Origin of the sequence: Pseudanabaena sp. Chao 1811 (genome assembly GCF_027942295.1) — a bacterium.
Classification (GTDB): Bacteria; Cyanobacteriota; Cyanobacteriia; order Pseudanabaenales; family Pseudanabaenaceae; genus Pseudanabaena.
This window is the reverse complement of record NZ_CP101416.1, coordinates 935,316-961,539: the sequence shown is the minus strand read 5'-3', so window position 1 is coordinate 961,539 and position 26,224 is coordinate 935,316. Positions and strand designations below refer to the sequence as shown.

Genomic DNA, 26,224 nt, shown 5'->3' with positions numbered 1-26,224 from the left:
GCAATTAACCCAAGCCAAGTATTAAGCTTCAAGACTTAGTCTAAAAAGCTGTGCAATCGCTTCTTGCGTTGCCGTTCGATCCGCTTGACTTAAAGCTCCAATACGCTTGATAACCAGTACGTCATCTAGAGTAAATAATTTCATCCTAATTATAGAAGGATACGTCAATCCAGCACTTGGCAAGTCAAGAATATTGACATCAAGAACCCAAGATGAGTGCTTGGCAGTTGTGATCATTGCCATCACGCTGCGGTTCGTAGGAGCATTGAAAGTGACATGATCAGAAATTACAAGTGCAGGTCGTCGTTTTGTACTAGCAGTATCTGTAAATGGGAAAGGAACAATAACCACATCAAATTGATTAAAGGTCACGATATGCTTCCTCATCCTCTGGAGATGCCCACTCACTCAGGGTTTCTGATACTGCGTTGAGGTAATCTAAATTTAATGGCTGTAATTTCTTGATAAAGACTCTTCCCTCCTCTATTTCAAACACAACTATATCCCCTTGTGATATACCCATAGCGTTGCGAATGCTTTGAGGGATTGTGGCTTGAAATTTAGAAGTTACTTTTGAGGCTAGAATTTTTTGTGTTGTCTGCATATTAAGTACTGCGCTAATAACCTTATAGAAGCTTGCCAACTCTCTAGCTGATTGTTTTAGTTTATAGGTTTAAATAACTCCACGCCATCACGATCATCACCTGCGGAACTTAAAAATACTTTTACCTGTTCATCCTTAGAGGTGGGCAAAGTTCGCCCCACATAATCAGGATGAATTGGTAACTCACGATGACCGCGATCAACTAAGACTAGTAACCTCACCACCTTAGGGCGACCATAATCATGGATCGCACTCAGCGCTGCCCCAATTGTCCGCCCACTATAGATCACATCGTCTACTAAGACCACTGTTTTACCATTGAGGTCAAAGGGAAGCTCAGTTTTACTTGGTGTCCGCAAGCCAATGCGATCAAGATCATCACGATAAAAGGTAATATCTAGCGCCCCCGTTGGCACTAGCACACCTTCAAGGGTATGAATCTGCTTAGCGATCGCTACACTCAAAGGTACACCGCGAGTATAAACACCGAGCAAGACAACATTGGCTAAATCATCACTAGCTTCAACAATTTGGGAAGCAAGACGATTGATCGTCCGACGTAACTCATCAGCAGATAAAATTTCGACAATCTTAGATTGCGGCACAACTTAGTTTCGTGAAATGAACTTGATTGATCTAAATAATACCAAGTTTCTGAAATGTAAGCAGATCTCTGTGGCGCACGCTCAGTGTGCGCCACAGAGATCTGCTTACAAGAAAGAGTGGACGCATTGCGTCCACTCTTTCTTGTAAGCAGATCCGAAAAATTAGTTAACTATCTAAATGCTTTTCAATAGTGGTAGATAGTGTTGCCTTAGGGACAGCACCTACAACCACATCCACGCGCTGACCACCCTTAAATAACATGAGCGTGGGAATACTGCGAATGCCATATTGTCCAGCTACGCTAGGATTCTCATCGGTATTAAGTTTGAAAACTTTGATTTTGCCTTCATACTGTGCAGCTACTTCTTCCACTACAGGAGCAACCATACGGCATGGTCCACACCAAGGTGCCCAAAAATCTACTAGAACAGGGATGTCACTTTTAAGTACGTCCTGCTCAAAGCTAGCATCTGTGACTGCGATCGCTGATGACATGCTTTGCTAACTCCCTAAATACTAAAAACTTTTAACTGTCAAAATTTATGTGTAGCTAGTATAACAGTTAGCATCCCAAATTTGATAAAGACCAGAATTGTAACATTTATGCTTACCATAGAGACTAGCTTGAAATTACCTTGCCAAGCTCACTAATACAGTGACAGTAAGGCGAACCGCAACATAAGATTTGTCAAAAACAACTTAGTGCAGAAAAATAAGAAACTACTTTTTTTGCCTATAAGCTGAGGCAACACCCTAATTTGCCTCCCATAGGTAAAAAATAAGAAACTACCTTTTGCTTTCTATAAGCTGAGGCAACACCCTAATTTGCCTCCCATAGGTAAAAATAAGAAACTGCCTTTTTAAGAAAACGTCTTTTGCTGACTATAAGCTCAGACAACACCCTAATTGGTCTCCAATAGGTAAAAAATAAAAAACACCTTTTGCTTCTTATAAGCTGAGGTAACACCTAATTTGCCTCCCATAGGCAAAAAATAAGAAACTACCAACTACCTTTATCTGCTCACAAGCTCAGTCAACACCCTAATTTGCCTCCCATAGGCAAAAAATTAAGAACGTTTGCTCATAAACTCAGGCTTTACCCTAATTTGCCTCCCATAGGCAAAAAATAAGAAACCGCCTTTGCTGCTCATAAGCTCAGGCGGAATGTGGTGTGAGGAGTGAACGGAAACTTGCGTCTCCGCTTACATATATATTGTAGTCTAATTCTTTAATATGAATACGATCGCCCAATTTTTTCGGGTTTTTCAGAGTCGCAAAATGGCGGCTCTTTTAGCATTAGGATTTGCATCGGGTTTACCCTATGCCCTAACCGATGATGCGTTCCGCGCATGGCTTACCAGTGCTAAGTTTGACCTCAGTACGATTGGTTGGCTAGGCTTAGTTTCACTGCCATATTCCCTCAAGTTTTTATGGTCTCCTTTAATCGATCGCTTTGTTCCGCCATTTTTAGGTAGGCGGCGAGGTTGGATTGCTTTAACTCAAGTTGGTTTAGTGGTCGCAATTTTAGCGATCGCTTTGCAAATGTTTACAGTTGACCAATTAGATGTACCCAACCGTAGTAGCGCTTTACCAATCTTGGCATTTACAGCCTTAATTCTTGCTTTTCTAAGTGCTACCCAAGATATTGCGATCGATGCTTATCGTACCGATGTCTTAAGAGTTCAGGAAGTAGGTGCAGGAGTAGGTATTTGGGTGATGGGATATCGAATAGCCCTACTATTTGCGGGATTTATTGGTTTTAATTTAGCGACTCGATTAAGTTGGAAATCTTCTTTTTCACAGTTTCTCTCTAACTATAGTTTTACAAGCTTAAGTCTCAGTAGATTTGGTTGGGCTTGGGTATATGTATTACTAGCCATTGTGATGAGCCTTGGGCTAATTGCCACTATCGCTGCACCTGAGCCGCCCGAAGTTGAGGCAAGACCAGCTTCTTTAGACGAAGCCGTAGTTAAGCCTTTTCAGGAGTTCTTTCAACGCTTAGGTGTGACCAAAGTATTGCTAATACTTGTGTTTACGATCTTCTATCGATTTAGCGATGCGATGGTTGGCAAAATGGCAGTTCCATTTTTAAAAACTTTGTTTGATGATGGCACGATTGGTACTGTGCGTCAGGGAATTGGATTAGTCGCCACGATTGTCGGAACTTTAGCAGGGGGCGCAATTTTAAGCAAAATTGGGGTCAATCGATCACTATGGGTATTTGGATTTCTGCAAGCGATTAGCAATATTGGCTATTATGCCATTTCCGTAGTTGGCAAAAATGATTATGTGTTACTTGCTGCGATTAACGTCGAGAATTTTTGTGGAGGACTCGGAACCGCAGGCTTTTTAGGCTTTTTAATGGTGTTGTGCAATCCTAGCTTTTCCGCAACTCAGTTTGCCTTACTATCAAGTTTGTTTGCCGTCGGGCGCGATCTCCTAGCTTCGCCATTTTCTGGAGAATCTGCCCAATTCATTCAGCGCAATATACCCTCATGGGATGCCATCAATCAAATCGTATGGTTCGCTGGCAGTGATGGCAAAGGTTGGGCGCTATTCTTCCTATTGACGCTGGTATTAGCAATTCCGGGGATGATGTTCTTACCATTCTTCGCACCTTGGAATGGAGAATTTAAGAAGGTAGATTCTTTACCAATGGATTAGATATGTAAATTTCACCCGATCGCGTGAGGTAAGAGTAGAATGCGTTCGAGTAATCTACTTACCAATGAAGCCTTAAACTGACTGCACCCAGCGCACCAAACGCTGGGTTTTTATTTGCCTAAAATTAAAAGAGAGAGGGCGCATAGCGCCCTCTCTCTTTTAATTTTGGATTTTAAAACCACAAAATGGCAGCGCCATTTTGTGGTTTGGGATTAGTTGATGATCGCCACAATGAAAAAGATTAAATCGACAAAAATCGTCCCCAGCACTGCGCCACCAAATGCCCAATACCCAAGCTGCGGCGATCGCATGGCGCGATTACCTGTTACTAAGAGCAATGCGGCAAGAATACAAGCCCATGTCATCCCCCAAGGAGTTTCGACAAGAGCTAAGGCATTTTTTAAAATTGGCTGAGCGAGTCTAAGATCTGACTCCACCTGCATCAATGCTTGCCAATGGGGGAAAAGATGAGTGATGTAGAAGTAAAGATCGGTAATCGCTGTTCCTAACAATGAGCCGATATAAAACCAACCACCAACGCGGTATGTATCTTGGCGAGTTGCCCAAATTGCCCAAGGTAAAGCTAAAGCTTCGACAGGCACATGATAGGCAGGTTCCCAGCGTAGCCATCCCCAATAGAGGGAGCCACATAACCAAGTGAGGCTAAAACCCCAGACTAAGCTGCCCCATGTTTTGGTTTTGGGTTCTTCTCGGAGATGCTTAGCGATCGCTAGCCAACCGACAGTACAAATCAGGCTCAACCAAGGGGCATAGCGCACAAGGGGAGCTTCAAAAAAGACGGGGACGGATACTAAAAATAGAGCAGCAAACCAGACGCGCCAATGCTGTAACAGTGAGGCGGCAGCTAGCAAATATTGTGATAAATATTGGGGAAACGCGGACGTAACCTTGACAGTTAAGGGTAAAGCCTGAACTGTTGATGTAGAACGTGCTAAGGTGCGCTCCTCTAGTTCAACCTTGTCAGGATTTAAAAACAAAGTATCTTAAAAAGTTATGTTAATTATTATTACTTAACATACTAACAGGCTTTGGGAATAGGCTAAACCAGACTCTAGCTTTTTTTAAGGTTATCGCTTACCCATTGCCGAAATTCTTTGAGGGCTTGGCGATCGCCTAATTCAAATCGCTTCTGTACAAACTCCACTACTCTCGCCGCAGGTAAGTTAGGAAAAGACAGACTATGTTCTATTTGGCGATATGCTCCATTTTCTAAGCCTAGAAACTCTAAGCTATAGCCGTCGTAGATCCAAATTTCAGGGACTTGGAGTTGAGCATAGATCGGTAAACGGCGATCGCTAGGATTAGTAATATCAACTTCTAAAACCAGATCGGGGGGCGGATCTTGCCCCATCGTAATTACTTCTTGGTTGCGAACCTTTGGCTCATTTTGAATGTAATAGCAAGAATCTGGTTCTGCACCAATCTTGAGTTCAGGAATCCGCATCAATAATGAGCCGCATTTACATAAATCTATCTCTAGCTCATCGGACAGCACCCGAATTAAATCATCAATAAACCGATTACTGCGCTCATGTAGCGCCATTGGCGACATAATTTCTAAGTTTCCATTGAGGTAATGAAATAAAGTGCTGCGACGATCGCCTATATCTTCCAGCAATCGCTCGAAGGTTTGCCAACTGATGTTTTCTAGCCAGATCCTTTGTTCGGCAATAGGTCGAGATTTTTCAACATGAGTTGTTGTATTTATTTCAAGCGACTTAGGGATGGTAATCATAACGACTCACCTCGAAAATTCGATGTTAAAAATCTAGGGTTCTAAATAAATCATTGAGAGCCACCTTGAAATCGGGAATTACGTCTTCTCCATCCAAAATATCATCACCGCGCAGTAGGCGATCGGGTTGGGGGCTATGGTAAACCAGTACATATTGTTCATCGGGATGGATGATCCATAGCAATCGTGTTCCACTGGCAAAATATTCTTCGATCTTGGTATGGATTTCTTCAAAGGTATTTCCGGGGGAAATAATTTCCACAACTAAATCTGGCGCACCGTCAAAAAATCCTTGAGGTAAGCGTTTCAGACCCGTTAGACGTTCTTTGCTTACAAAGGAAATATCAGGCGATCGCTTGTTACCACCTTTCATTTTAAAAGCGGTACTTGAGTCGCAGGTAACACCAAGACGGTGCTGTCTGACAAAAATTTCGATTAAGCCCCCAAGGAATATGCCGATATTCCCATGCTCCATGCCAGAGTTACCCAAAGTTACCAACTCCCCATCAATAATTTCGTAGCGATCGCCGCGATCGGGCAGAGCCATAAACTCTTCATCAGTCCAAATTTTGGCTTTAGCTTTAGTTTTTTCTGTGGCGATCGTCATGGCTTTAATTTCTTTTGTTTAGTGTGAATTTGTACCCAGTCTTATAGTTCTTGTTTTACTCCAACAATGGCTTTTTAGTTCTTCAATTGTATACTGTACATAGCTTTCATTTGTGAGTTTGGAATAGTGATTAACCCGTATGCGATCGCTGACTCTGTCCAGCCATTTACTTACGACAGAGCTTGTCTTTGCTATTAGCTGTGTGTTGAGATCAGGCTTCTAGGAGTGAGTGGAGATTCATGCAGTTTTGTTATAAAAATCTATGAGTGGTAAGACTGATAAAAGTATCCTAGAAGTGGTGTCCGCCTCAATTAGACGTAAAATTATGGACTATGATTTGTGGCAGTACACCAAATTCTGGGATGATCTTGTCCCCAAAACACAGCAGCTACTCAACGACAGATGTATTTTTGAAACGGATGAACTCCCGATTCTGGTAGTAATGGTTGATCTAAGAAATTGGTCGATATTTTCATCACGCTTTATTCATTACAGTTACGAAGGTGTCAAGTCTCAAGCTTCAGTTCGAGAGATCGAAGAATTATATTTGGTTGATTTCAAGGGGCATTCAAAGTTTCGGGCAGTCGATCTTATGAGTATTCAGATGAAAGATGGGACAGTACACAGTGTCATTTATGAGGTTGGTAAACCATCTATTGGGGCAATATATGCGGTACAAACTCTACAGATGGTTTGTTCCAAAGGCTAACAATTGAGATAGAGCAGACATCATAAAACTCTTTGGTCTAAGTTGGATACTTTTACTGCAAATCATTTTAAACGTTAGGTAGTGGGTTTAAGGGAAGTCGGAACTAACCCAATAAACACGATTTGATTTGGATAAATTACTCGACAACAGAAAAAGTGTGGATGCGTTACGCTAGCGCTAACACATCCTACTGGATAGACATAGCTAACCCAAGTTGCTACCTATTCATTTAAGACTAAAGTTAAAATAAAAAATGCTAGATTTTTATATAAAAATAGCGTCATTTTGGACTTAGCGAGGCTGTTTTTAACTTGTTTTGAGCCGATTTTTAATAGGTAGCAACTTGGGTTAGCTAAAATAGTGCGTTAGGCAAGCCTTAAGGTGTTTGTAAAATAAGCATTAATCTGAAATCTATTGCACCAAATTAGATGTGTCTGTCTACTACGGATAAGCTTACAGATTAAAAAAAAGGAGGTCGTAGTACTTGATGCTACGACCTCCTTTTTGATAAATAGCCAGAAATATTACAAGGTCAAAGACTGAGGATTGGTTTCAATCAACTTGGCTAGATCTTGTAAGAACTGTGCCGCATGAGCGCCATAGATCACACGGTGATCAGCAGTGAGATTGACTTGCATTTGACTAGCAACCTTGATTGCACCATCCTTAGTTGCTACAACTTGAGGACGAGAACCACCGATCGCTAAAATTGCACCAGTTCCGGGGGGCAAAATCGCATCAAAGCGATCCACGCCAAACATACCCAAGTTGGAAATCGTGAATGTGCCAGAGTTGTATTCATCGGGTTGCAATTGCTTCGCACGGGCGCGATCGACTAAACCTTTCCAATTGCGAGAGAGAGTATACAAATCTGTTTGATCCGCATTTTGCAATACAGGCGTAATCAAACCACCGTCATCCATCGCCACCGCAACGGCAACATTAATATTGCTCTTGTACTCGATACCGCGATCGCTGAGGCTTGCATTCACCAAAGGATGTTTTTGCAGAGTTACCGCTACAGCCTTTGCCAAAAGTGCAGTCATGGTCACGCCCTTAGACTTAACTTGCTTATAGAGAACATCCAGAGCATCAGTAGTAATCGTGTAGCCCACGCGGAATGTAGGCACTGAGAGGCTCTGATTCATGTTATTGATGACAGCCTTCTGCAAAGTCGTTAAGGACTGAGCAGTACCTAAAGCCACAGGAGCCGCAGCTTTAGCAGGGGCAGGGGCTGATACCTTCGCAGGTGCGGGTGCGGCAACAGGCGCAGGTGCAGAAGCAGGACTTAGGAAGGCTTCAACATCAGCAGCAGTGATCCGACCATTGGGCCCCGTACCTGCAATCTTGGTGAGGTCAACACCATTATCTTTGGCGATGCGCTTGGCTCTGGGGGATACGATCTGACGACCAGAAGATGCTGCGGGGGCAGATTTGCGAGGTGAGGACACAACAACATCAGGGATTGAAGCGACAGATGCCGCTGTGGGGGCAGATACTAATTTGGAAGGTGGTTCTTCGGGCTTATTAGTTGCAGGAGCAGCAGATTGTCCAGCCGCTTTTTTCTTGGCTTCTTCAATTTCTTCTTTAGTTTCTGCAACATAGGCGATCGCCGATCCAACGGGGGCAGATTCGCCTTCGGGGGTAATGATTACACCGAGATAGCCTTCGTAAAAGCTTTCGACATCCATATCGGCTTTGTCAGACTCTACGATCACGACAGTTTCGCCTTTTTCCACCTTATCGCCAGGGGATTTCACCCAAGAGGTGATTTTACCTTCGGTCATGGTGGAGCTAAGCGCGGGCATGAAAATTTCGTAAATCATAGGGAATTTATCAGGGTCTGTATAAAATCTGTTTTACAGCGAACAAAGTCAATGGCTGAAGTCGCAATGCCATCTCAAAACGCCATCATAAATCTTAACGTGTTTTGGTTACAGCGCTTTGCACTGAATTAAAAACCAGAGAAAATTTTGAAGGCTCGGCTTTGCCGAGCCTTCAAAATTTTCTCTGAATGCGGTATAGGATGCGCGTTCATCATAGGTTTGGTTTTGCTAATTAAACTAAAGGGGACGCTTTGCGTCCCCTTTAGTTATTCGTTCATTTCTCGATAAATTGTTGCCGTAGCAGGTGAAGCTTGGGTCAGATATTGGAAAATCCAAAATTTGAATAGCCCATCAAGAAATACGGGAACAGTGGAGATAAAAGACTGGGCTAAAACTTTATTTTCAGGTAGTCCGAAATGCTCAAATACAACTGTTAATAAAGCATCCCAGCCTTCGCTAGAGTGGAACCCGACAAAAGTATCTGTAGAGATAATAATTAAAAAAGCTTTAGCATTGTCATTGAGACTGTAGAGGACTTCATCGAGAAACTCTTTAATAGTTTTGATCTCTTTACGTCCTGAGAGCAGAAACAGATAAAAGACAAAAGCGGCAGTTAGATCTGCAAGTAGGTTCTTAACACCATTGAGACTTTCTTCATTATATTTCTTCAAAATCTTGACTGATTCTTGTTGAATTAAAGCCTCGATCTCCTCTGAAGATTTTTTTTCAGGTTTTTCATTTGCTGGTTCTTCGGCTTTAGCAGTTTCAGTTTTAGATGCCTCAGATTTAGGAGTTTCTTGCTTCTTTAGTTCTTGTTTCGCTCGCGATTCTTCAAGGGCAATTGCTTTGATCATGTAGTCAAATTCAATCCTTTCTTTAGCGGCTTGTAATGATTTAAAGGCTTTTTCTTCGACCGCAGGGCTAAACTTGATGACCATACTATTTGTATCCACAAAGCTGTTAATCATGGGGCTGAAGATTAAAGCCTTGGATAAAAACTGTACGGCAATTACAGAAACAATGAGGATAGCAATGTAGCGCAAAGCCTGATTGATTCGCTCGCGCGATTGCCGCAACTCCTCAACAATATCTTTCTCGTAATCAGAATATGAACCACTCAGATTACGTTTGACGCGATCAAAGGCTTTAAAAAATGACCCCGGAAGAATGCTTTTTTCAACGGGTGTCGATTGTTGAGGACTGCGTCTATAGCTTTTGGACTTACTATTCTTAAACATTTGGAACTTGTCATCCTCTTCAGAGTCATTGTCCAATGCTGAGTCGGGATTGACATCGGAATAGTTACTTGATGGCTTAAAATCCACATCAATAATGCGATCGCTTGCCTTGTTATATTTTTCGAGGATGTAGTCAATAAAGGCGAGTTTCTGATAGATAGAAAATTTACGGCTATTCCCACCAAGTTGATTAGCCGATAGGTCGCCGTTACTAACAGGATCTTGATCCTGATTGTTGGGCGCATATTTAGCGATCGCAGTATTCGCCTGATTGGTTGAACTTTGGGCTTGAAGGTACGGCAATGAGGCGCTTACCTTATAAAAATTCAATTTTAGATTGATGGTACGGAGATACTTCTGAAGCTGGATTTCAAAGACGCTAAATACGCTGCTACTAAAACTGCCATCGTTAGCAATTTTATTGCCATTAAAGTTTTCTTCTTCGATCCGCTTAATATTGACAGCCGCCTCAAAAGCCTCATCAATTGCTCGCTCAGGTGTATTTTTAACCCAAGAGAAGATATTTTGTAGAGGTGATGCGTTGTTATTGTTGGGGGATTGTGTCATGGTTGGGCGATCGCATTGGGGCGCAAAATAATGCAATTTTGAAGGGCTAGCAATGAACCGAATGAAGCCTCTGACTAGTTTATGGGGGAGTACGTGTTCAAAAATGTACTTTGAGATCTATTAAGTTAGCATTTTGAATTTTGTTGCGCCATCTTTATAGGTAACTTGATCTTATCGCAGCCATCACATTTCAAAATTAGAAAGTATAGCGATAAGTAGGTGGGCGCAATTAAATATAAAACCCCAAAACCTGTGGCGCACGCGCAGCGTGCGCCACAGGTTTTGGCTCTGATTTTTAAGCATGCCCAGCTACTTAGTCAGTCTTAACCCTCCAACATCTTTGCCGTAGAGAGTTACAATGCATCTAAGCTGGTTGCATGATTACTAAGCTGGCATACCTATCGGAATTTCAATCCGAAACTCAGTGCCTTCCCCAAGGGTCGAAACGCATTCCAGTCTACCCTGATGCTTCTCAACTACAATTTGATAGCTAATTGATAACCCTAGTCCTGTGCCTTTACCCACAGGCTTAGTTGTAAAAAAAGGGTCAAAGAGTTTTTGGCGAATATTTTCAGGAATGCCTTGCCCATTATCGGCAATCCGAATTACGACCGTTGGCTGCTGCGTCGCTACTGTTGGTTGCTTCAATTCTGTAATGATGGAAATTTCACTAGCCATATCCTTGTGATGCAGTCCCTCATCGATCGCGTCGATCGCATTGCTTAAAATATTCATAAATACCTGATTGAGTTGCCCTGCATAGGCATACACCATCGGAATATCCCCATAATGCTTAGTTAAATTAATAGCAGGGCGATCGCCATAGGCTTTGAAGCGATTTTGTAAAATCAATAGGGTGCTGTCTAAACCTTCATGGATATTAAAGGGCTTGCGTCCCTCTTGATCGGTGCGGGAAAAATTTCGCAGAGACAGCACGATTTGGCGAATTCGTTCTGCCCCGATTTTCATCGATGTCAGCATTTTCGGGAGATCTTCTTGGAGAAACTCAAAATCAATTTCCTCTAAGAAACTGGCAATTTCGGGGGTTGGCTCTGGATAGCTTTGGCGATACAAATCGATTAGCCCTAGTAAACTTTGGACAAACCGATTTGTATAGTTGAGGTTGCCATAGATAAAGTTCACAGGATTATTGATTTCATGGGCGACTCCTGCGACCAACTGCCCTAGACTGGACATTTTTTCGGTTTGGATGAGCTGACTTTGAGTTTTTTGGAGATCGGCAAGGGCATTTTTTAGCTTGAGGGCTTGGGCTTTCGAGGCAGCCGCATTAGCATGTACCGAGTCAAATAGCTCCGCTTGATCGATCGCGATCGCTAATTGGTTTGCCACCGCTTGCAATAACTCCACTTCATCGGCAATCCAAGGACGACTACCTCGGCAATGGGCAGCCACAATTACGCCCAATTTTTGGGATCGGGTTTTAATCGGTACTAGTAACTGCGAAGTAAATCCCCTCTCTGCTAGCAAATCCCGACTGAGATCATCCAAGTCCAAGTTGGTATAAATCGATTGAATTTGAATAATCTCTTGCTTGAGTAAGCGCTGACCAACTGTAGTTAATTGGGTTAGAGGATAGGTGGGATCAGCTATGCGTGCGCTTTCAGTGGTAGCAAAATGGACTAACTGAAATTCTGGGGGATCAGTATCAGGCACATACCAAAAGAAATTACACAAATCAATAAGTAATAAATCCTGTACTTCATTAACGGCAGTCGCAATAATTGTATTTAAATCAAGGGAATTGCGAATCTGGCTAGCCAGACGACGGTTTAACATCTCCTCGCGCCTGACCAGATCTTTGTAGCTTTGGCGCGATCGCTCTAGCTCCGTCTCAGCACGGCGACGTTCCCACTGCTCCATTTTGCGATCGCTAATATCATGGGCAACAATTACGATATTTTGCACATTTCCCTGCTCATCACGCATCACACTCCCCGAAGATTGCAAAATGCGCCAAGTCCCATCCTTATGCTGCATTCGATATTCTAAAACCTTGCCCATCCCTGTTTTTAAAGTCTCTTCCGCCGCCTTCACCACTTGGGCCTGATCATCAGGGTGAATTTTGTCGTAGGCCCATGTACCTTGCAGTTCTGCGGAGGAATAGCCCAAAACTCTTTGATAGGAGGGACTATTGTAGATGCGATACCCTCTTGCATCGATCACAGCGATTAAATCGGCAACATTTTCCATGATCGACCGAAGGAGGCGATCGCTCTGTAAAGCTGATAGGTCAGATTCATCCATCGGCATATTCGAGCCATGATCTACTGTTGGATCAATACCTGCATCCGTCATAATGAATTTTCCCCATAGAAGAGCATTGTAGCCATTGTCTCAAGCCCAAGGGAAGGGATGGTGTTTCACACGACAACTTTCCTTTAGGTGACGATTCGCTATAAATCAGAGTAAGTTTGCCTAACAGTGCAACCAAATGAAATAGCATTTTAGTGGCTAGTTTAGTTTTGGATGCAATGTTGAATCTTAATTTAGATCGTAAGTTAGATCGATTAGATCATACTTTTTATAGAACTCATAGAACTTCGTGGTTCAAGAGTGCGACTATCTTTATCGCCTCTGTGATGGTGACATCTTTAATGATGGTATTTGCGATCGCCACCCAACCGAGTATGGCAGCATTACCCACTAAAAGTGCAATTAAAGATCCTCGGATTATTTTGCGAAATGCTCTGCCGATTGAAAATGATGTATTGCGTGATGTCCAACGCACTCTAGAGCAAATGCCCCGCCAAGCAAACCTCAAGCGGTGGAGCAGTCTCAAAAAAGATATCGAAACTGTTGTGCAAACCCTCAGTCAAAATAAAGCAGATTTAATTGCCGCCGCAAGTAGCGATCGCCAAGCAACTGTGACTGAACATTTAGCTAGTTTAGAAAAAGCCCTTGTGCCACTACAGGAAGCGATCGAGATCAAGGATCGGAATAATGTTAAGGCTTTGTCCGAGAAGTCTTTGGACTATGTGGGACTAGTGGAATCGGATCTGATCAAAGAGTTTCCCTTTGCTGTTCCTGCTCAATATGCCAGCTTGCCTCAACTTAAAGGACGCGCACTAGTCGAGCTAACGACCGAAAAAGGCAATGCCATCATTACCGTTGATGGTTATAACGCACCAGTTAACGCAGGTCAATTTATCGATCTTGTACAGAAGCACTTTTATGATGGGCTGACCTTTACCAGAGCCGATGAAAATTACTATCTGCAAACAGGCGATCCCGATGGAGCAGCCGATGGCTATATCGATCCGAAGACCAAGCAATATCGAACTGTGCCAATCGAAGTGCGTTTACCTGACCAGAAAGTCCCTAACTATGGCAAAACCTTTGAAGAAACAGGTTTATCTGGAGTTGTGCCAGTGTTACCTTTTGCTGCCTTTGGTACAGTTGCCATGGCGCATCCTAACGATAATCCTAACGCTGGTTCCTCTCAATTTTTTATCTACCTGTTTGAATCAGAACTTACGCCCGCAGGTTTAAATTTGCTGGATGGTAACTACACTGTTTTTGGTTATGTCACCGATGGCAAAGAAACTTTGGATAAACTAAGACTAGGTGACAAAATTTTGTCTGCCCGTGTCATTAGTGGCGCTGAGAATTTAGTTAAGTAACAAATAGGGGCAAAGCCCCTGATTGTTAAACAATAAGTCAGAGGATAAATAACTTAATGGGTACTCCCCGCAACGAACCGTACATTTTTAGTCTGCCAACTCCTAGTAGTGCGATCGCCCTTGCTGGCAATCGTGAGGAAAATCTGAAACTACTTGCCGAAGAAATCGGTGTACGGCTAGTACTGCGGGGACAAGACCTATTAATTGATGGTACACCTGAGCAGATTAGCCTCTGTGAACAGGTGATCAAAGCCCTCAAGCCTCTATGGTCACAGGAAAATGCGATCGCCGCAGTCGATATTCGAGCTGCAAGACAAGCGATCGCTGAGGAACGCACTACCGAATGGCGCGATCGGGCAACAATTTCCCGTAACCGCCGCGGCGATACAATCCAACCTCGCACCTATCGCCAGCAGCAATATGTACAAGCCATTGAGACCCATGACCTAATCTTTGGTGTGGGGCCCGCAGGTACGGGCAAAACCTACCTCGCTGCCGTTGCTGCGGTTAATGCCTTACAAAGCAATAAATTTGAAAGAATTATTCTCACCCGTCCTGCCGTCGAAGCAGGCGAAAGTCTTGGCTTTCTTCCGGGGGATTTGCAACAAAAAATTGATCCCTACCTGCGGCCTCTCTACGATGCCATGCACGAAATGATCGGCGCAGAGAAGGTTCCCCAACTCATGGAACGGGGCATTATCGAAGTCGCGCCCCTAGCCTATATGCGTGGGCGTACCCTCAGCAATTCCTTCATCATCGTTGACGAGGCGCAAAATACCACGGCTGCCCAAATGAAAATGGTCTTAACTCGCTTAGGTTTTAGATCGCGGATGGTCGTAACAGGGGACATTACCCAGATCGATTTACCACGCCATCAAAAATCTGGTCTAGTCATCGCCATGAATATTCTCAAAGGTGTTCAAGGTGTTTCCTTTAACTTTTTTGATAAAACGGATGTGGTGCGTCATCCCTTAGTGCATAACATCATCGCTGCCTATGAAGATGCCGAAAATAATACTGCCCAAGAATAATAAGTAGATGAGCATATTAAAACCTAAACCCAGAGATTGTTCCGCCCGCGTAGCGGGCGGAACAATCTTTTCGGTTTTCAGTTTATTTATGCCTAGCTACTTACCAAGAATAATAAAGGCGGCGCAATGCACCACCTTTGTTGTTCTTGGCAAGGGGCGTAAGCCTCCCTGCCTGTCGTAAATTTAAAGTAACAATTATGACTGCATCAACTCCTGAAAATATTCAGGTCACGGTTAAACTATTCGCGATTTTTCAAGAAGTATTTGCTACCGATGAGATTTATATAAGCCTTGAAACAGGCGCTACGGTAGCGCAAATATTTGATCGCTTTGTAGAACAGCAACCGAGCCTCGAAAAATGGCGATCGCTAACCCGTTATGCAGTTAATTTAAGCTTTGTAGATCCATGTACAGTCATAAAACATGGTGATGAGGTAGCACTGATTCCCCCTGTTAGTGGCGGCTAAGGATGACTAATAACTAGTATCCATGCGTCCATGACCAGACCAATCTAGTAAGCCACTAAATTGATGTAAGTCAATAAAACTAAGCTGTAGCAAAATCATTAACAAAGGTCCCTCTTGGCGTTCTTGCCAGCGTTTGGCAACCGCCAACTGCTCTCCATCAACAACTGATGCCTCAAGCAGGTGTCGTTCTAAATCTTCTTGGCGACTAGCGATCGCGTATGTCTGGGATTGATAATTCATTGAAATCAAACAACTATCTACTTTAGCGATTTGGATTAATAGCGTAGCGCACCTTACCACATCTATCAACGTCCGTCAAAATTATTTTTAAAGCGAGTACCATAATACTTAAGAAAAGCTAAAAAGTTGTTAAATCACTCCAGTAAATACCTCTAAAGTTTTAGGTTTTATATTCTATCTTTAAGGTATTGATTCAGTTGTGTTAAGTAGTTGGTTGCAAGTAAATATCAACCCCAGAAAACCTGTGGAGTATACTGTGCGTGCGCCGTAGGTCTTGACTCTGTTAATTAACCCAAGTTGCTACCTATTAAAAATCGGCTCAAAACAAGTTAAAAACAGCCTCGCTAAGTCCAAAATGACGCTATTTTTATATAAAAATCTAGCATTTTTTATTTTAACTTTAGTCTTAAATGAATAGGTAGCAACTTGGGTTAATTATTTCCAGCTATTTAGAATCAACTAACTTCGGGATTGTAATAATTCTGAGGTGGTTAATAAAAATGTCAAAAAATTTGCATCAAAGTCAACATCTACATCCCATAATAAATTTAAGTAATCTTTTAGGATTAGGGATTGTATACAGACCAATCCTAAATAATTAGCAATAATTGACGGGAAGCGTAACCTGCGGCTGGGATTCATATAAATCGTCACTAGCTTCTATAGCGCTTTTCAAGCAAGCTCGGTACAGAGTTTTATTTCTTCACCGAAGGCAGGGAAGTCAAACTGTACTTCACTGGACTGGGAAACTCTATATACATGACTTAGGATTGTTTTAAGGTAACTACATAATTATGACGCTCCTAAATATTCACTGTTCGTAGTAACTTACATTGATGCGATCAATTTGACCCCATGAATACCCCCAAGACTTCTGAAGAAATATCAATGAAAGACTGGCAAGCTTTTCAGCAAGAGGTCAAAGAATTACGGATGGAAGTCAGCCGACTTCAGATGGAAAATTCTGATCTAGAAAACTCTTTGTTAACGGCAATTGAACATGGTGACCTTGTAGAAGAAGAGTTGCTAGAAGTTAATAAAAGATTAAAAAGTGAAATTATTGAACGCAAGATGGCACAGGCTACCTTGCAATCCATCTTAGAAATTGTCTATCGCGATAAAAGTGATCTCGAAATCATGTTAGCGACAGCAACAGAACATGGTGATGCGATCGAGTACGAGCAGTACAATCGTGCCGTCGAGACAATGCGCCAAAGCGAAGAACAATTTCGGGTGATCGCTGAATCTACCAGTATGGCAATGCTGGTCAGCAATATCTCTAATGGAGTAATCTCCTATGCCAATACTAGTGCTGGCACGATGCTACATAGAGAATCTCAAGATCTGATCCAGCAATCTATCACTGACCTTTTTTATTTAGAATCGGAATGGAACCAGCTACAGCAGCAATTCTTGCAAACTCAAAGTGTGCGCGATTATGAAATTCGTCTGTGCAAAGCAAATCGAGAACCGATCTGGGTACTAGCTTCACTACATTTACTCTGGCTCAAAGGTGAACAAGTTTTACTCAGCACCTTCTATGACATTACTTTACTCAAAAATACAGAAATTGCCCTGCGTGATTCCGAGACCAAATTGAGAGAACAGGCAAACCTATTAGAACATCGTGTCGATGAACGTACCCGCGATCTCCAGCAAGCCAAAGAAGCAGCAGAAGCAGCAAGTCGTTCTAAGGCAGCATTTTTGGCAAATATGAGTCATGAATTGCGAACTCCCCTCAATGCCATTCTGGGCTTCGCGCAACTGATGTTGTATGACCAAGAACTCAATGCCCAACATCAATCGGATCTCCAGACTATCTGTAATAGCGGTAATCATCTCCTCACAATGATTAACGACATCTTAGAAATGTCTAAGCTAGAAGCTGGAAGTGTCATGCTGAAAGCCAAGGAATGCAATTTTTATGACATTGTTGATACTGCCAGAGACATGTTATCTCTGAAAGCCCAAGAAAAAGAATTGTTATTGGATTTTAAGATTGCTCCTGATGTACCTGCTTATATTTATGTCGATGAAGGTAAATTACGCCAAGTTTTAATTAATCTGATTGGCAATGCTATCAAGTTCACCAATACAGGTCACATTTATGTCCGAGTTTTTCCAGAAACAGTCAATATAGGAGATGGTGACAGTTCGGAGCCTAATCAATACCTTTATTTTGAAGTTGAAGATACAGGTTTAGGTATATCTGAATCGGAACAAAAAACGCTATTTCAACCATTTGTCCAAACCGCCTCTGGTCGGCGATCGCAAGAAGGTACTGGGCTAGGTCTATCGATTAGTCATAACTATGTGAAGCTAATGGGTGGAGACATGTCCGTAACTAGTAAATTAGGAGAAGGCTCTACCTTTAGATTTCATATTCCCCTAAAATCCCTAGATCTATTTGATGAAGAGCTAACTACTAAGTCATCAAATCGAGTAATTGGTATTGAAGGAAGTCCATCCTACCGTATTCTCATTGCTGAAGATATTCGTCTAAATCGTCAACTTTTAAATAGAATTCTATCGCCTTTGGGCTTTGAAGTCCGTGAAGTGAGCAATGGTCAAGATGCGATCGCTCTTTGGCAAGATTGGTCACCGCATCTGATTTGGATGGATGTCAGAATGCCAATATTAAATGGGCATGAAGCCGCCTCAGCAATCAGAGAACTTGAATCAAGGAGAAAAATTCCAGCATCTCAAAAAGTTCGGATCATTGCTCTAACTGCAAATCTTGTTGATCTTAGGGAAGAGGACTTGTATCTTCATGGATTCGATGGCCTGATTGCTAAACCCTTCACAGAAGATAAGATTTTTGCAAAAATGGCTGAGTATTTAAATCTGAAATATATCTACAGTCAGACCAGTATTTTGTAACTCAGCAATTAAGCATGAATAAACTTAAAACCTATATTGTTGTACCGTCCGCTACGCGGGCAGTACAACAATATGCTGAGCTACTTAGTTGACATAGGAGTGAAATGGAGATTTGTTTTCTGCTAGGAGTTTACGCATCTGTTTGGTATGGTACACAGGATTATTCTCGTAATTCCCATAAAGAATCACCTTCGCTAAAAATCCATTAATCCCTCGCAAATCTTCCACGCGTTCCACATAGGTACAGTATCTAATAGAAGGATTTTCTTTGCGCCAATTTAAATATTCAGAATAGTTACCTGCAATAACCAAAGCTTGAGTATCGTTGTAACTGTCAATAATAGCCGTCATTTCTATGTTTATAAAAGGTTTTGATTGAGTCTCAAATTAGTTGCTTTAGTTCTAGTCTCTAGTCAGCTTAGTATAACTTAACATGCATCACCATCACCCACTAAGGTTCAAAGGTAAACTAAAACGAAAAGAATTACACCTTAGTATTTGTGATATTTTGGCAATGCGTCTCAAACCCTATTTCCTACCTGCCTTAGTTGCGCTCTTATTGGTCGTTACAAGTTGTACCTCTTTGGGACAATCGGCTAATGCTCAATTGTCCGATGCTCAGTTTGAAGCAAAAGTTTTAGAGATTATTCGTAAAAATCCACAGGTGATTTTGGATTCAGTACAGGCTTACCAAAGATCGCAAGCTCAAAAGGAAGAGCAGGCTCGCGATAAGGTACTAGCACAAATTCGCCAAGAACCACGTTTGTTACTGCGTAATGCGCCTGTAACAGGTTCAACTAGTCAGAAAATCATTCTGGCGGAATTCTCTGATTTTGAATGTCCTTATTGCGCGAAAGCCCATGAAGTGGTGAAGGAATTCATGGCAAAAAATGGTAATGATGTCACTTTGGTGTACAAGCATTTTCCCCTTAAGGAAATTCATGCACAGGCAGAACCTGCTGCTCTTGCGTCATGGGCGGCTTTTCAGCAAGGTAAGTTTTGGGAATACCATAATGCTCTATTCGAGCAGCAGAGTAAATTGGGAGAAGCGTTCTATGTGGAATTAGCCCAGAATTTAAAACTTGATATCGATAAATTTAATCGCGATCGCAAGAGTAATGAAGCTAAGGAAGCGATTAAGAAGGATTTTGAACTTGGGAAGTCTTTGGGAGTACGCGGTACACCTTCGTTTTTGGTCAATGGCACATTTTTCTCTGGAGTTCCCGATCTCAAGAGTTTAGAAGAGCTAATTGCCCAAATTAAAGCAGGTAAATAGTGATCAGTATCTGGGCGCAATTAACAAAGATCTGTAGCGCACGCTGTGGGTGTGCCACAGCTCTTAGCTCTGGTATAGTAATCCTTTCGCACTGTAGTCGTTTGCTAATGAGCGCATACTTATTGGAAAACAAACAATCCTAATAAGAGTTTTGAACTTTCATTTTGTCTATGGTAAATGAAAGCTTCTATACCTGAATAAATACCCTTAGTTATGAGCAGTTGGAGAGAACAAAAAACTATTACTCCCCTTGCTCGTTTAACCGATCGCTTAATTTGGCTATCGGAGCATCCTGTGTTTGGAGTAATGGCGATCGCCTTGATTGCCTTTGGGACAAGATTTTGGAATATCGATGGCACGGCGGATATCGTTTTTGATGAGGTTTACTATCCTAAGTTTGCTCAAAACTATCTCCGTGGTGAGCCTCTATTCGACGCGCATCCGCCCCTAGCGAAATACATCATTGCCTTAGGGATTCAACTTTTGGGTTATGCGCCCTTGGGCTATCGCTGCATGACGGCGCTAGCGGGTTCGCTGTTGCCCTTAATTACCTATGAATTTGTGTGGCAACTGAGCGATCGCCGCAGTTGGGCATGGCTGACGGGATGGTTTATCGCGATGGATGGTTTGCTATTGGTGGAGTCACGGTTTGGCTTGATCAATATTTACATCTTGCTTTTTGGGATGCTCAGCCAGTTATGTATGGTCTTAGCCCTGAAGCGATCGCGACAGCGTTGGTTCTGGACAATCATCACAGGCTTGATGTTAGGCGCATCCATAAGCGTGAAATGGACAGGCTTGGCTTATATTATTGGCATTGTGGCGATCGCTGGTTATGCATGGTCACGCTATCGCCAAACCTTAAATGCAGCTCAGATCATAATTGGCTTAATCATTGTCCCGATCGCCTTCTATTTTGTGCAGTGGATTCCCCATTTGATGATTAATCCTGAGCGCGATATTTGGGAATTGCATCGTCAGATTATTGGCTTTCATCAAAACTTAGGAGTTGGTAAAACTGAACCAATTCATCCCTACTGCTCGCCTTGGTGGAGTTGGGTGTTATTAATTCGCCCGATCGCCTACTTTTTTGAAACCCGTCCCAATAGCATGGTGGAATTTGTCCATGCGATGGGCAATCCCTTTTTATATTGGCTCAGCGCGATCGCCTTGCTACTTTGTCTCAGTTTTGTCATTGCCTCGAAATTTAGGTTTCCCCCTCAAGCCATAACCCAGATACCATTGCGGGAGCGATCGCAATTATTTTGGTTGATGTTTTATGTGACGGCTAGCTTTTTGGCGCATTGGTTGCCTTGGAGCTTGAGCAAACGTTGCATTTTTTTGTATCACTATATGCCCGCCTCCGTATTTGCCTTTGCTGCCCTTGCCCTGTTGGTGTCGCTCCTGTGGCGATCGCCTTTACCTAAGATTCGGGCGCTCGGTGGTGGGATTTTTGCAATTGTGGCGATCGCCTTTTTGTTCTGGCTACCGATTTATATCGGTTTACCGATCTCATCGGGTTATTTACCCATGTTAATGTGGTTGCGTAGCTGGATCTAATCTTTTGAAAATGCCCTTGGCGTTTCCAAAAGCAACGATAGGGTAAGCTAAGTTATCTCCTTGTTTGCAGTTCGGGAAATATGCAAAACTTTCGCAATTACTATGAAATCCTCGGTGTACCGAAGACAGCTACGGCTGACGAAATCAAGCGCTCCTATCGCAGGTTAGCGCGGAAATATCATCCCGACCTGAATCCCAATGACAAGGCAGCCGAAGAACGCTTCAAAGATATTGGTGAAGCCTATGAGGTACTGTCTGACACCACGAAACGGCAACAGTACGATCGCTTTGGGCAGTATTGGAAACAAGGTGGATTCCAAGGATCGGGCGGACGCGCTCCCTCATCCCGCGAACCCTACACGCCCGACTTTGAACGTGGTGGCTACACAGGCGATGTGGACTTTAGCCAATACAACGATTTCCAAGAATTTGTCGATCAATTGCTGGGCAAATTCCGCACTAACGAACGCGCCCAAGATACAGGTGGCGCATCCTCCTATCGCACCAGTACCCAAGCCCCACCCCGCCCTAATCCTCGCCGCGATTCGGAAGCTGTCTTAGAATTACCGCTCGAACGAGCCTATGTTGGTGGTCGTGAAAGAATCCGACTCGAAGATGGGCGATCGCTAGAGGTCAATATGCCCGCAGGTGTTCTCTCAGGTCAGAGAATTCGCCTCAAGGGTCAAGGCGCATCGGGCGGCGATCTCTATCTAAAAATTATCCTCAAGCCTCATCCTTTCTTTACCCTCGAAGGTTCCGATATTCGTTGTCAATTACCGATTTCTCCCAGTGAGTCTGTTTTGGGTGTGCAAGTAGAAGTACCAACCCTAAGTGGATTAGTCAAATTGACGATTCCTCCTGCGGTGAAGTCGGGTCAACAATTGCGCCTCTCTGGTAAAGGATTCCCTAAAGATGCCAGAACCTTTGGCGATCAATATGTAGAAATCCAGATCGTCGTCCCCAAAAATCCTAGCAATCGCGAACGAGAACTTTACGAACAATTACTCAAAGTTCAATCCTTCGATCCGCGTGAAAATTTACTAAAAAAATAACCATTAATGCGGCGCATCACGCCGCATTAATTATCTATCTAGAAACTACTATGTCTACCATCATCTATATCAACCAAGCCTGCATTGAATCCCTCGATATTACTCCTGCCAAAATTGCGATCGAGAAGTTATTAGCGAATTGGGATGAAACGCCAGAAAGCGATCGCCAATTTCAAATCGAACTTGTATGGGATAAGGAAGATGGCGACCCTCGTGAATTGTCAGAAATCTCGGAAGTGCGTCTCTGGTTTGTGCGTCTTGATGCGACCTATCCTTGGTTTAGCTATCTCCTCGACTGGCGTTTAGAACTCAGTCGCTATGCAGCGATGTTAGTCCCCCACGAGTTCAAGCGCGAAGGTGATGGCTATGTGTTGCAATACAATCCTGAAGCCTTAGAGCTTTTTGTGATGCAGAAGGTCTTCACAATTTCTCTCTGGCTCAAGTCTCGTGGCATTGAAAGTACTACCAAGTTACAGCAGATGACTCAAAGTCTAGGTTACGAAATCGATTCGGCATTCTTCAATCTTTTATAGGATCAATATGTCACAACGGTTAATCATTCATCAATTTGGCCCAATTGCAGACATCGATATTGATGTGAATGATATCATTGTGTTCATTGGTTCTCAAGCTAGTGGTAAGAGTACTGTCAGCAAAGCAATCTTCTTTTTTAAATCTTTGAAAGATGATTTATATCGATACTATCTTGATTGTTATAACCAAAATAAATTTAATGATCCTATTTTTGGCTTTTATAAACTTGTAAGGCAAAAGTTTATAAAAATTTATGGATATACAGTACAGTCCCATAACACTAAAATAACTTATAGGTATAACGATGAAATTGAAATATCTATTGAGGCATCTGCGAACGGGGGGATTGGGTATCCTACATTTAGTAATGAGTTAATAATAAATTTTTTTAAAATAATAAATAGATTAGAGGTGTTACATCGTGATCTAAATCAAAATGCTTCTAGCTTTTCTTCGTCAAGAGAAATAAGTACTATTAAATCTAAAGAAACGGCTCTATTTGAAGAAATTAGTAATCAGCTTAATGACATTTTTGGTGATGAAAGAGAAGTTATATATTTACCTGCTGGGCGCAGCTTGATTACAACACTATCTCAGCAAAGATATAATATTGATATGGGGGATGAGCTATTATCTGATAGCAAATTACAATCAGATAACTTAATTAAACTAGATTATCTCATGAGAGAATTTATTGATCTTATTGATCAAGCTAAGCTTGTCTGTAAACATGGTATAGATATTTTAATTCAAGATTATATTTTAGAAAAAAATAACCCTAACGATACATCTGCAAAAACAATTAAAATCGCTCAGGGTATTGTTGATTTGATCTTGAAAGGATCTTATAGTTATCAAAATGGAATTGAAAAAATTGAATTTGCTAATGGTAAGAGTACTGTAATAAATTTTGCTTCTTCAGGACAGCAAGAAGTTATTTGGATTCTACTAACTATTTTTCTTCTAATTCTTAACGATAGCAAGGTCTTTCTAATTATTGAGGAACCTGAAGCACATCTTTTTCCAGTAGCCCAAAAGCAAATCATTGACCTAATATCACTTTTTGCTAATTATAGTAAAAATCAAATCCTTTTAACCACACATAGCCCCTACATCCTTTCATCATTTAATAATCTCCTTTATGCTCATAAATTAGGAAATGGAGAAGATAAGAAGGAAGTTGCAGATATTGTAGATCCTCATTTATGGATTAATCCTGAGAGGCTAGATGCTTATATTTTAGAAGATGGTACTACTCGAACCATTTTTGATCGCGAAATGGGATTGATTCAATCAGCAGAAATTGATAGAGCCTCAAACATTATTGTTGATACCTTTAATCAACTGTTTGAGCTTGAGGACTAAGGGATGAAACTGAATTGTCAGGAGTTTCAGGAAAATTATAGAGATTGTACAGAGTGCGCTGAGGGAAAGAGACTTGTTGTAGAAGAAAACAAAAGAAAATATATTCTTCAAAATCCATCTAAAAAGAAAGTATGCAAAATTAGAATTGATGACTGTGTAATTTCTAGTCAAACCAGAAGAAAGTGCGACTATCTCATGATAGTTTGTGAATTAGAGTACATGTACTTTATTGAACTAAAAGGGAAAGACTTAATTTCTGCTGTCGAGCAGCTAACTGAAACAGTTAAATATTTTCAGTCTGAGTGTCATGAAATTAAAGGAAGAGTTTTTGCCAGAGCCGTTTTAAGTAAAGTTCCTATGCCTAAATCTATCGAGTCAGACTCCAGAGTAGTTGCTTTAAGAAAATTACTGAAAAAACTGGGTGGTGATTTTGCTTATGGTTCAGTGCAATTCGAGAATGACAACATCTAGACAAACTAAATCACCTTCAAACCCTACTCGACAAGAAAAAGGCTGATCCTCTTACGGCTACAGAAAATCTTGAGCTAGAAGCGATCGCAGAACTGGATGAGATTTTTAGCTATGTTAATGCAGCGATCGCTAGTAGTCGAAAAGAACTTTAAAGCGTTACTATGAATAGCAATAAAGTTCTATTAAACTCGCTCAATGCATGAAGTTCTGCAAGCAATCCTGCAATCAACCATTGATGGTATCGCTGTTGGCAGCATTATTGCGCTCGCCGCAGTCGGTTTAACGCTTACCTATGGCATCTTACGCCTTGCTAACTTCGCCCACGGCGATATTCTCACCCTCGGCGCATACCTTGCCTTTCTCGCCAATACTACCCTAAAACTCGATATTTGGTTATCGATCGCCTTAGGTAGTGGTATCTCCATCGCCATAGTTTTACTTTGCGAAAAAATCCTCTGGCAGCCATTACGCGCTAAAAGAGCCACTGCAACTACGATGATGATCGTCTCCATTGGTTTAGCACTGGTGATGCGTAACTCAATTGTCCTTGCTTGGGGCGCAAAACCACAGAAATATAATCTGCCCACTTTCCCTGCGATTGATATTTATACCTTAGCGATTACTCGCAATAAAATCGTAGTTATCGTTGCGGCGATCGCAGTAATTGCAGGACTGTACTATCTACTGCAAAACACCAAGATCGGCAAGGCAATGCGTGCCGTTGCCGATAACCCTGAACTTGCCAAGGTCGCAGGAATTAATGTCAACGCTGTGATCTTATGGACATGGGTAATCGCAGGAGGCATGACCGCCTTTGGTGGCAGCATGTATGGACTGATTACCAACTTGCGCCCGAATATGGGTTGGTTCTTGATTTTGCCCATGTTTGCGGCGGTAATTCTCGGCGGGATTGGCAATCCCTATGGCGCGATCGCAGGAGCGCTGATTGTCGGTATTTCCCAAGAGGTTGCTACCACCTGTCCAGCAGCATTTGGCGATTTACAAAAATATTGCATCGGCACAGACTATAAGCTAGGCGTAGGTTTAGTGATTATGATTCTGGTTTTACTCTTTAAACCGCAAGGATTATTTAAAGGAACGATTTAAAAAAGGGCGCTATGCGCCCTTTT

General features: G+C 42.2%; 25 protein-coding genes. 13 read left to right on the top strand and 12 right to left on the bottom strand.

All coding sequences use genetic code 11. The annotated features are described in order from the left end of the window. Nucleotides 1-21: 21 nt before the first annotated feature. The 4 genes from NMG48_RS04560 to trxA all read right to left on the bottom strand — a co-directional run bounded on the left by NMG48_RS04560 (nucleotide 22) and on the right by trxA (nucleotide 1,705). Nucleotides 22-372, bottom strand: coding sequence for a type II toxin-antitoxin system PemK/MazF family toxin (locus NMG48_RS04560; RefSeq protein ID WP_271254179.1), 351 nt, complete (start codon nucleotides 370-372; stop codon nucleotides 22-24). Continuing rightward, the gene (locus NMG48_RS04555) at nucleotides 362-604 is read right to left on the bottom strand and encodes an AbrB/MazE/SpoVT family DNA-binding domain-containing protein (protein WP_271254178.1); all 243 of its coding nucleotides are present in this window, start codon (nucleotides 602-604) and stop codon (nucleotides 362-364) included. Before NMG48_RS04555 ends, NMG48_RS04560 begins: the two co-directional genes overlap by 11 nt. Nucleotides 605-660: 56 nt before the next feature. Beyond that, complete coding sequence (pyrR, locus tag NMG48_RS04550; protein ID WP_271254177.1) at nucleotides 661-1,209, bottom strand: bifunctional pyr operon transcriptional regulator/uracil phosphoribosyltransferase PyrR; 549 nt, start codon at nucleotides 1,207-1,209, stop codon at nucleotides 661-663. 166 nt (nucleotides 1,210-1,375) lie between these two features. Then, complete coding sequence (trxA, locus tag NMG48_RS04545) at nucleotides 1,376-1,705, bottom strand: thioredoxin (protein WP_126388501.1); 330 nt, start codon at nucleotides 1,703-1,705, stop codon at nucleotides 1,376-1,378. Between the two features lie 738 nt (nucleotides 1,706-2,443). Here trxA and NMG48_RS04540 point away from each other — a divergent pair. Next, on the top strand, nucleotides 2,444-3,874 hold the full coding sequence (locus NMG48_RS04540; RefSeq protein ID WP_271254176.1) for an AmpG family muropeptide MFS transporter: 1,431 nt from the start codon (nucleotides 2,444-2,446) through the stop codon (nucleotides 3,872-3,874). Nucleotides 3,875-4,086: 212 nt separating this feature from the next. Here the strand turns inward: NMG48_RS04540 and NMG48_RS04535 are convergent, their stop codons facing one another. The 3 genes from NMG48_RS04535 to NMG48_RS04525 form a co-directional block, all read right to left on the bottom strand. Then, on the bottom strand, nucleotides 4,087-4,872 hold the full coding sequence (locus tag NMG48_RS04535; protein ID WP_271254175.1) for a DUF3120 domain-containing protein: 786 nt from the start codon (nucleotides 4,870-4,872) through the stop codon (nucleotides 4,087-4,089). Nucleotides 4,873-4,946: 74 nt separating this feature from the next. Next, a complete protein-coding gene (locus NMG48_RS04530; protein WP_271254174.1) occupies nucleotides 4,947-5,630 on the bottom strand; it encodes a Uma2 family endonuclease in 684 nt (227 codons plus the stop codon). Nucleotides 5,631-5,655: 25 nt separating this feature from the next. Further along, nucleotides 5,656-6,237: a Uma2 family endonuclease gene (locus NMG48_RS04525; RefSeq protein WP_271254173.1), complete on the bottom strand. Its 582-nt coding sequence runs from the start codon at nucleotides 6,235-6,237 to the stop codon at nucleotides 5,656-5,658. A gap of 298 nt (nucleotides 6,238-6,535) precedes the next feature. Here NMG48_RS04525 and NMG48_RS04520 point away from each other — a divergent pair, with 298 nt between their 5' ends. Further along, nucleotides 6,536-6,946 carry a hypothetical protein gene (locus NMG48_RS04520; RefSeq protein WP_271254172.1) on the top strand — a complete coding sequence of 137 codons (411 nt, stop codon included), beginning with the start codon at nucleotides 6,536-6,538 and terminating at the stop codon, nucleotides 6,944-6,946. A gap of 524 nt (nucleotides 6,947-7,470) precedes the next feature. On the opposite strand, the gene NMG48_RS04515 is transcribed toward NMG48_RS04520, so the two are convergent. From NMG48_RS04515 to NMG48_RS04505, 3 genes are all read right to left on the bottom strand, one after another. After that, nucleotides 7,471-8,772 carry a dihydrolipoamide acetyltransferase family protein gene (locus NMG48_RS04515; protein ID WP_271254171.1) on the bottom strand — a complete coding sequence of 434 codons (1,302 nt, stop codon included), beginning with the start codon at nucleotides 8,770-8,772 and terminating at the stop codon, nucleotides 7,471-7,473. A gap of 266 nt (nucleotides 8,773-9,038) precedes the next feature. Beyond that, complete coding sequence (locus NMG48_RS04510) at nucleotides 9,039-10,577, bottom strand: hypothetical protein (RefSeq protein WP_271254170.1); 1,539 nt, start codon at nucleotides 10,575-10,577, stop codon at nucleotides 9,039-9,041. A 384-nt stretch (nucleotides 10,578-10,961) separates the two neighbouring features. After that, nucleotides 10,962-12,893: a PAS domain S-box protein gene (locus NMG48_RS04505; protein ID WP_271254169.1), complete on the bottom strand. Its 1,932-nt coding sequence runs from the start codon at nucleotides 12,891-12,893 to the stop codon at nucleotides 10,962-10,964. Nucleotides 12,894-13,177: 284 nt separating this feature from the next. On the opposite strand from NMG48_RS04505, the gene NMG48_RS04500 reads away from it, so the two are divergent. The 3 genes from NMG48_RS04500 (at nucleotide 13,178) to NMG48_RS04490 (ending at nucleotide 15,716) form a co-directional block, all read left to right on the top strand. Next, the gene (locus tag NMG48_RS04500; RefSeq protein ID WP_271254168.1) at nucleotides 13,178-14,218 is read left to right on the top strand and encodes a peptidylprolyl isomerase; all 1,041 of its coding nucleotides are present in this window, start codon (nucleotides 13,178-13,180) and stop codon (nucleotides 14,216-14,218) included. A gap of 56 nt (nucleotides 14,219-14,274) precedes the next feature. Further along, entirely contained in the window at nucleotides 14,275-15,249 is a 975-nt protein-coding gene (locus tag NMG48_RS04495; protein WP_271254167.1) for a PhoH family protein, read from the top strand. Nucleotides 15,250-15,446: 197 nt separating this feature from the next. Continuing rightward, entirely contained in the window at nucleotides 15,447-15,716 is a 270-nt protein-coding gene (locus tag NMG48_RS04490; RefSeq protein ID WP_271254166.1) for a MoaD/ThiS family protein, read from the top strand. Nucleotides 15,717-15,722: 6 nt separating this feature from the next. Here the strand turns inward: NMG48_RS04490 and NMG48_RS04485 are convergent, their stop codons facing one another. Next, nucleotides 15,723-15,956, bottom strand: coding sequence for a DUF2949 domain-containing protein (locus tag NMG48_RS04485; protein ID WP_126388465.1), 234 nt, complete (start codon nucleotides 15,954-15,956; stop codon nucleotides 15,723-15,725). Between the two features lie 855 nt (nucleotides 15,957-16,811). Between NMG48_RS04485 and NMG48_RS04480 the strand changes: the two genes are divergently transcribed. Continuing rightward, entirely contained in the window at nucleotides 16,812-18,836 is a 2,025-nt protein-coding gene (locus tag NMG48_RS04480; protein ID WP_271254165.1) for a PAS domain-containing hybrid sensor histidine kinase/response regulator, read from the top strand. A gap of 84 nt (nucleotides 18,837-18,920) precedes the next feature. Here the strand turns inward: NMG48_RS04480 and NMG48_RS04475 are convergent, their stop codons facing one another. Continuing rightward, nucleotides 18,921-19,187, bottom strand: coding sequence for a hypothetical protein (locus NMG48_RS04475; protein WP_271254164.1), 267 nt, complete (start codon nucleotides 19,185-19,187; stop codon nucleotides 18,921-18,923). Nucleotides 19,188-19,350: 163 nt separating this feature from the next. On the opposite strand from NMG48_RS04475, the gene NMG48_RS04470 reads away from it, so the two are divergent. The 7 genes from NMG48_RS04470 (at nucleotide 19,351) to NMG48_RS04440 (ending at nucleotide 26,201) form a co-directional block, all read left to right on the top strand. After that, a complete protein-coding gene (locus tag NMG48_RS04470; RefSeq protein ID WP_271254163.1) occupies nucleotides 19,351-20,112 on the top strand; it encodes a DsbA family protein in 762 nt (253 codons plus the stop codon). Nucleotides 20,113-20,325: 213 nt separating this feature from the next. Beyond that, nucleotides 20,326-21,672 (top strand): phospholipid carrier-dependent glycosyltransferase, encoded by a 1,347-nt coding sequence (locus NMG48_RS04465; protein WP_271254162.1) that lies wholly within the window; start codon nucleotides 20,326-20,328, stop codon nucleotides 21,670-21,672. Nucleotides 21,673-21,752: 80 nt separating this feature from the next. Further along, complete coding sequence (locus tag NMG48_RS04460; RefSeq protein ID WP_126388455.1) at nucleotides 21,753-22,724, top strand: DnaJ C-terminal domain-containing protein; 972 nt, start codon at nucleotides 21,753-21,755, stop codon at nucleotides 22,722-22,724. Nucleotides 22,725-22,774: 50 nt separating this feature from the next. Beyond that, nucleotides 22,775-23,257 (top strand): CRR6 family NdhI maturation factor, encoded by a 483-nt coding sequence (locus NMG48_RS04455; RefSeq protein WP_271254161.1) that lies wholly within the window; start codon nucleotides 22,775-22,777, stop codon nucleotides 23,255-23,257. 7 nt (nucleotides 23,258-23,264) lie between these two features. Continuing rightward, complete coding sequence (locus tag NMG48_RS04450; RefSeq protein ID WP_271254160.1) at nucleotides 23,265-24,623, top strand: AAA family ATPase; 1,359 nt, start codon at nucleotides 23,265-23,267, stop codon at nucleotides 24,621-24,623. A gap of 3 nt (nucleotides 24,624-24,626) precedes the next feature. Beyond that, a complete protein-coding gene (locus NMG48_RS04445) occupies nucleotides 24,627-25,094 on the top strand; it encodes a hypothetical protein (protein ID WP_271254159.1) in 468 nt (155 codons plus the stop codon). A 195-nt stretch (nucleotides 25,095-25,289) separates the two neighbouring features. Continuing rightward, the gene (locus NMG48_RS04440) at nucleotides 25,290-26,201 is read left to right on the top strand and encodes a branched-chain amino acid ABC transporter permease (RefSeq protein ID WP_271254158.1); all 912 of its coding nucleotides are present in this window, start codon (nucleotides 25,290-25,292) and stop codon (nucleotides 26,199-26,201) included. Nucleotides 26,202-26,224: the final 23 nt, after the last annotated feature.